The following is a 5609-nucleotide window of genomic DNA, read 5'->3' on the forward strand; positions in this document are numbered from 1 at the left end:
CCTCGGAGATCGCGGTGCTGTACCGCACGAACGCGCAGTCCGCGCGGATCGAGTCGGCGCTGGACCGGGCGGGGGTCAGCACGCACGTGCACGGCCAGCAGCGCTTCTTCGACCGCGCGGTGGTGAAGCAGGCGATCATGGCGCTGCGCGGCCAGGCGCTCGCGCCCGAGCCCGGGCCGCTCTTCCAGCAGGTCAGCGACGTGCTCCGCTCGCAGGGCTGGACCGAGCAGCCGCCCGCGGGCGCCGCCCAGCGGGACCGCTGGGACTCCCTCGGCGCGATCCTCGCGCTCGTGGACGACGCTCCTCCCGGCAGCACCCTGCGCACCTTCAGCGACGACCTCGTCGAACGCGCGAAATCGAATCACGAGCCCACCCTGGACGCCGTGACGCTCAGCGCGATCCACGCGGCGAAGGGCCTCGAGTGGGGCCGGGTGTTTGTCGTGGGCGTGACCGAGGGGATCCTGCCGATTCGCTTCGCGGAGACCGAAGCCCAGATTGAAGAGGAGCGGCGGCTGTTCTATGTGGCGACGACCCGAGCCCGGGATCGCCTGTACCTCTCGACGGCCGGTCATGCCCGCCGCGGATCCGCGCGAGGCCCCTCGCGCTTCCTCGGGGAGCTGGGGCTGCCCGCGCCCGCCGGCGGGGCGGGCTCCGCGGCCTGAGCCGTCCCCGTCTCCGTCTCCGTCCCGGTCTCGGGCTCCGCGTCCGGGCCCGGGTAGTGCCCCGGTAACGCGCTCGGCAGGGCGGCGCAGCCGCACCTGACGTGCGCGCGCACCCGCTCGCGCCGGGCGACCGGCAACGCGGCCCCGCCGGGGGAGGTGCCCGCGTCGGGTACTCGGAGCACGAGCCGCTCCCAGTGCACGCGCTCGTCGCCGTCCCGCCAGCGGTCGAGCAGGGCGAGCACCTCGGCGGCGGCCAGGCTCGCGAGCACCGGGGTCTCGCGCGGGCTGGGCCGATCGTAGAGCTGGCTCGCGAGCGCGGGCCACGCGGGCTCCGCGTCCCGCCGGTGGCACTCCAGGCAGAACAGGCAGGGGTCGCCCACCGCGGTCACGAGCGGGCCGACCCGCACCTCGGTGTCCGAGAACACCACGGGCGCGTGGGGGAGGCCGAGCCGGAGGAGGGCCGCGCCCCGGGCCGGGGCGATCGCGTAGCGACCGATCAGCACGGTCACCGGATCCGCGGCACCCGTTTCCGCCCCCGGACCGGGGGCGGGCCCGGGACGGCTGAGCAACTGCCCGGGGGCGAGCTCGGCGACCCGCCCGCCGCCCCCGCGGAGGACGCGGCTGAGCAGTCGGCTCGTGTCCGGGCGGCTCGGGCCGGGCGGGGGGCTGACCGCGATCAGGGGCGGCACGGCGGGGGCGGAGCCGTCGCGATCCTCGCGGACGAGCACGGGCTCGAGCGTGCTGAGCAGCGGCGCGGACTCGGCGGGGGAGATGCCGAACAGCAGCTGCAGATTCGGCAGGTGCCGCTCCTCCAGCCCCGTCCGGAGCCCGGCGATCAGTCGCTGGGCCCGAACCGAGGGGTTGCGCAGCTCCAGGCGGGCGCGGTCCGCGCCAAAGCGGAGCAGCTCCGGCGCGCTCCAGGCGATGGGCACCCCCGGGTCGATGCGCAGATATCGGGTCATGCGGCTATTGTGCGCGGGGGACCCGCCCGCCCGCTCGCGTTATCCACAGGCCAGCCGCGGCACGGCAGAAACGCGAAACGGTGCGGCCGAGTGCTCGGCCGCACCGTTCTTGTGCGTGTGTGTGCGGGACCTAGCTCGCGGCGGGACCGCGCTCCGGCTCGTCGCCGCCCTCCGGGGCCTGGTCCGCATCGGGGCCCTCCTCCGGATCGGAGACGAGGCCCCCGAACTCGCCCTCGACGGGGCGCGGGGCGTCGCCGAGGAGCTCGGCGAGCGCGAGGTCGAAGGGGTCCTCGGTCGCGGGCTCGCCCGCCTCGGCGCGCTCGGCGAGGCCGATCCGGCTGAGCAACAGCTCGGGCTGCTGGATCTCCTCGGCGGTGGGCAGGATATCGGGGTGCGCCCAGAGCGCGTCGCGGGCCTCCGCGCCGCCGCGCTCGGCCACGGTCTGCCAGAGGGCCGCGGCCTCGCGGAGCGCGCGGGGGCGCAGCTCCAGGCCGATCAGGGTGGAGAAGGCGGACTCGGCGGGGCCGCCGCTCGCCCGGCGACGGCGCACCATCTCCGCGATCGCGGTGGCGCCGGGGAGCCGGCTCGTCGCCTCGCGGGTTACCTGGTCGACCCAGCCCTCGATCAGGGCGAGGATCGTCTCGATGCGCTGGTGCGCGGCGAGCTGCACCTCGGTCTTCGGCGGGATCAGGGAGCCGTCGGTGAGGGCGGCCTTGATCTGCTCCGGGTTCGCGGGATCGAAGTCGCTCGCGAGCTCCTCCATCCGGGACACGTCGATGTGGATGCCGCGGGCGTAGTCGGTGATCGCGCTGATGAGGTGCAGGCGCAGCCAGCGGGCGTGCCGGAACAGGCGGGCGTGCGCGAGCTCGCGCACCGCGAGGTACAGCCGCACCTCGTCGGCGCTTTGGTCGAGCCCGGCGCTGAAGGCCGCCACGTTCTGGGGAATGAGCGCGCCACCCTCGCGGCCGGGGCCCTCCAGGAGGGGGATGCCGATGTCGCCCGCGCCGACGACCTCCTCGGAGAGCTTGCCGACGACCGTGCCGAGCTGCAGGGCGAACAGGGCCCCGCCGATGCTGCGCATCATGGCCTCGGCCCCGCCGAGCTGGCTCGCCAGTTCCTCGGGCGCGTTCTCGGCGATCGCCGTGGTGAGGGCGTCCGCGATGCTGGTCGCGACGGGCTCGGCGAAGCTGGTCCAGGTGTCGATGCTCCACAGCACCCACTCGACGCGGGACATGGTGCGCGGCGCATCCGGGGTCGGGCTGACCTGGGTCGCCTCACTCAGCCACAGCGACGCGACCTGGAAGTCGCGGTCGTAGGCGGGGCGGACGCTCGCGGCGTCGGGGCCGGGGGTCTGCTTCGCGACGTCGGTCGCGGTGCGCTTGGCGAGGTCCCAGTCGATCTCGCCGCTCTGGTTCTGCATCGCGCCGCGGAGCCCGGCGAACAGCGCCTGCAGGGCCGCGGGGTCGCTCGGGAGGCCGGCGGCCTTCGCAAACTGGCTCGGGTCAAAGCCGATGCCCTCGGGCAGGTTCTGGGCGTTCCCGGAGAGCAGCTCGCGCAGAATGCGCTGGATGTCCTGCTCCGGGAAATCGCCGGGTTCGGGGGTGTGCTCTGCCATGGGGTTCTCCTCCGCCTGACGGGGCGCGCGCTCCGTCACGATGGTTAACGCTAACCCGTAGCGCCCAGAATGCGCTGATAATGTGACCGGCAGCGCCGGATTGCGTTGCGCCCACTGCGAACAGCCGCGGGAACCCGGCCGCCGCCGCCCCGGAAACCCCGCGGCCGGCGCGGGAGCGCCCCGCCCCGACGAACCGACCCAGCCCTGAAACGGAGCGACCCGCACGATGATGAACCCTCCCGGTGCCCGATCCCGCATCTCCCCGTGGCTGATCGGCGCCGCGACCGTCGTGGTGGTTCTCGCCCTCGTGCAGTGGCTGTTCCCGCCGCCCTTTGTCGTGGAGCGTCCCGGGCCCGTCGTGGACACGCTCGGCGAGGTCGTCGACAAGGAGGGCGCTGAGCCCGAGCCGATGATCAGCATCCGGGACGCGGAGACGTACCCGACCGAGGGGCAGCTGAACCTGCTGACGGTGTCGATCCACGGCAGCCCGGACCGTTCGGTCGGCTGGCTCGGCCTGGTGCCCGCGCTCTTCGACCCCTCCCAGCAGATCGTGCCGATGGCCGAGATCTACCCGCCCGGGGTGTCCAGCGAGGACCGGCAGCAGCAGAACGACCAGCTCATGAACCGCTCCCAGGCGGACGCGACGGTCGCCGCGCTGCGCCAGCTCGGCGAGGAGGTGCCCGCCACGGTGTCCGTCTCCGGCATCGCCCAGGGGTCCCCGGCCGAGGGGAAGCTCGCGGACGGCGACGTGCTTGTCCGGGTGAACGGCACCGAGGTCGTCGGATACGAGCAGCTGCGCCGCCTCATCGCCGACAACGGCGCGGACGAGCCGGCCCAGATCACCGTGCTGCGGGGCGGCGAGGAGGTCACGGTCGGCGCGACCCCGGTCAGCTCGGGCACCGCCGAGACCCCCGGCCCCGCGGTGCTCGGCATCGCCGTCACCTCCGACTACGACTTCCCGGTCGACGTCGAGCTGCGCATCAACGACATCGGTGGGCCGAGCGCGGGCATGATGTTTGCCCTCGGCATCATGGACACCCTGACCCCCGGGTCCCTCACCGGCGGGCACACCGTCTCGGGCACGGGGACGATCGACGGCGAGGGCACCGTCGGCGCGATCGGCGGGCTGCCGCAGAAAATGTATGGCGCCGCCGAGGCCGACACCGATCTCTTCTTGATGGCGATCGGCAACTGTGATGCGGTTCCCGAGAACATTCCGGGGGACATGACGGTCGCCCCCGTGGCGACGCTCGCCGAGGCGGAACGGGCCATTGAGGACTTCGCCGCGGGCAAAAAACCTGCCGGGCTGGAACGGTGCGATTCGGCAACTTCCCAAGCCACGCCGCTAAGCTAAGCGGAAACGTGCTCGAAGACCAGAACAAAGGCTCAAGTGACTTCTCCCACGACCGGTGCGCCCGGAACCCCAACCGCTGCTCGTAAACGCCCATCGCCGCTGATGATCACGGTGTTGATCGTCGCAGCGATCATCATTGTTTTCCTCGCGCTCGCGGGGGTGCTCGCCGACGTGTTCTGGTACGAACAGACCGGCTACCTCGCAGTGCTCCTGACCCAGTGGGGCGCGGCCGCGGCCGTGTTCCTCGTCGGCTTCATCGCGATGGCCGTGCCGGTCTTCTTCGCGATCGACATTGCCTACCGCACCCGCCCGGTCTACGCGCGGCTGACGGCGCAGCTCGATCGCTACCAGGAGATGATCGAGCCCCTGCGTCGCCTCGTGAAGTGGGCGCTGCCCGCGGTGCTCGGCATCTTCGCCGGGCTCACGGCCGGCTCGCAGTGGCAGACCGTCCTGCTTTGGCTGAACAAGGAGGAGGCCGGCACGGTCGACCCCGAGTTCGGCTTTGACGTGTCCTTCTTCATGTTCTCGCTGCCGTTCTGGCAGTCCGTGATGACGATGGCCTCCGCCGTCGTGCTCATCTCGCTGCTGGCCTCCGCGGCCACCTCTTACCTGTACGGCGGCATCTCGATCACGGGCAAGCACGTCCGGATCTCGAAGGCCACGCGCGTACAGCTCGCGGTCATCGCGGGCATCTTCCTGCTCCTGCAGGCGGTCAGCCTCTGGCTGGACCAGTACCGCACGGTGACCGACAGCACCGGCCTCATCACGGGTGCCGGCTACACCGACGTGCACGCCGTGATCCCCGGCAAGAGCATCCTCGCCGCGATCGCCGCGCTCGTCGCCATCCTGTTCCTCATCACGGCCTTCACGGGCAAGTGGCGTCTGCCGGTGATCGGCACGGCCCTGCTGCTCGTCGCGAGCCTCGTGGTCGGCGCGGGTTACCCCTGGTTCATGCAGCGCTTCCAGGTCGGCCCCGACGAGAAGAGCCTGGAGAGCGAGTACATCCAGCGCAACAT

At 72.4% G+C, this 5609-nt stretch carries 5 protein-coding genes; 3 read left to right on the forward strand and 2 right to left on the reverse strand.

The genetic code is table 11. From position 1 onward, the window contains the following. The coding region (locus tag OOT08_RS15105) for a 3'-5' exonuclease (protein WP_325093618.1) at nucleotides 1–662 on the forward strand (662 nt) is incomplete at its 5' end. Here the strand turns inward: OOT08_RS15105 and OOT08_RS15110 are convergent. Both OOT08_RS15110 and OOT08_RS15115 read right to left on the reverse strand, forming a co-directional pair. Further along, nucleotides 569–1624 (reverse strand): hypothetical protein, encoded by a 1056-nt coding sequence (locus tag OOT08_RS15110; RefSeq protein WP_325093620.1) that lies wholly within the window; start codon nucleotides 1622–1624, stop codon nucleotides 569–571. The two genes, OOT08_RS15105 and OOT08_RS15110, sit on opposite strands and share 94 nt — an antisense overlap. A gap of 130 nt (nucleotides 1625–1754) precedes the next feature. Beyond that, complete coding sequence (locus OOT08_RS15115) at nucleotides 1755–3239, reverse strand: zinc-dependent metalloprotease (protein ID WP_325093622.1); 1485 nt, start codon at nucleotides 3237–3239, stop codon at nucleotides 1755–1757. Between the two features lie 226 nt (nucleotides 3240–3465). Here OOT08_RS15115 and OOT08_RS15120 point away from each other — a divergent pair, with 226 nt between their 5' ends. Together OOT08_RS15120 and OOT08_RS15125 are read left to right on the forward strand one after the other, a co-directional pair. Next, entirely contained in the window at nucleotides 3466–4593 is a 1128-nt protein-coding gene (locus OOT08_RS15120) for a YlbL family protein (RefSeq protein ID WP_325093623.1), read from the forward strand. A gap of 36 nt (nucleotides 4594–4629) precedes the next feature. After that, a partial coding sequence (locus OOT08_RS15125; protein WP_325093624.1) for a UPF0182 family protein occupies nucleotides 4630–5609 on the forward strand: 980 nt, incomplete at its 3' end.

Origin of the sequence: Leucobacter sp. M11 (genome assembly GCF_035726885.1) — a bacterium.
GTDB lineage: Bacteria > Actinomycetota > Actinomycetes > Actinomycetales > Microbacteriaceae > JAPFRB01.

Excerpts from the sequence above, each read along its gene's own strand:
- OOT08_RS15110 (WP_325093620.1), bottom strand. The coding sequence starts at position 1,624 with ATGACCCGATATCTGCGCATCGACCCGGGGGTGCCCATCGCCTGGAGC.
- OOT08_RS15115 (WP_325093622.1), bottom strand. The coding sequence starts at position 3,239 with ATGGCAGAGCACACCCCCGAACCCGGCGATTTCCCGGAGCAGGACATC.
- OOT08_RS15120 (WP_325093623.1), top strand. The coding sequence starts at position 3,466 with ATGATGAACCCTCCCGGTGCCCGATCCCGCATCTCCCCGTGGCTGATC.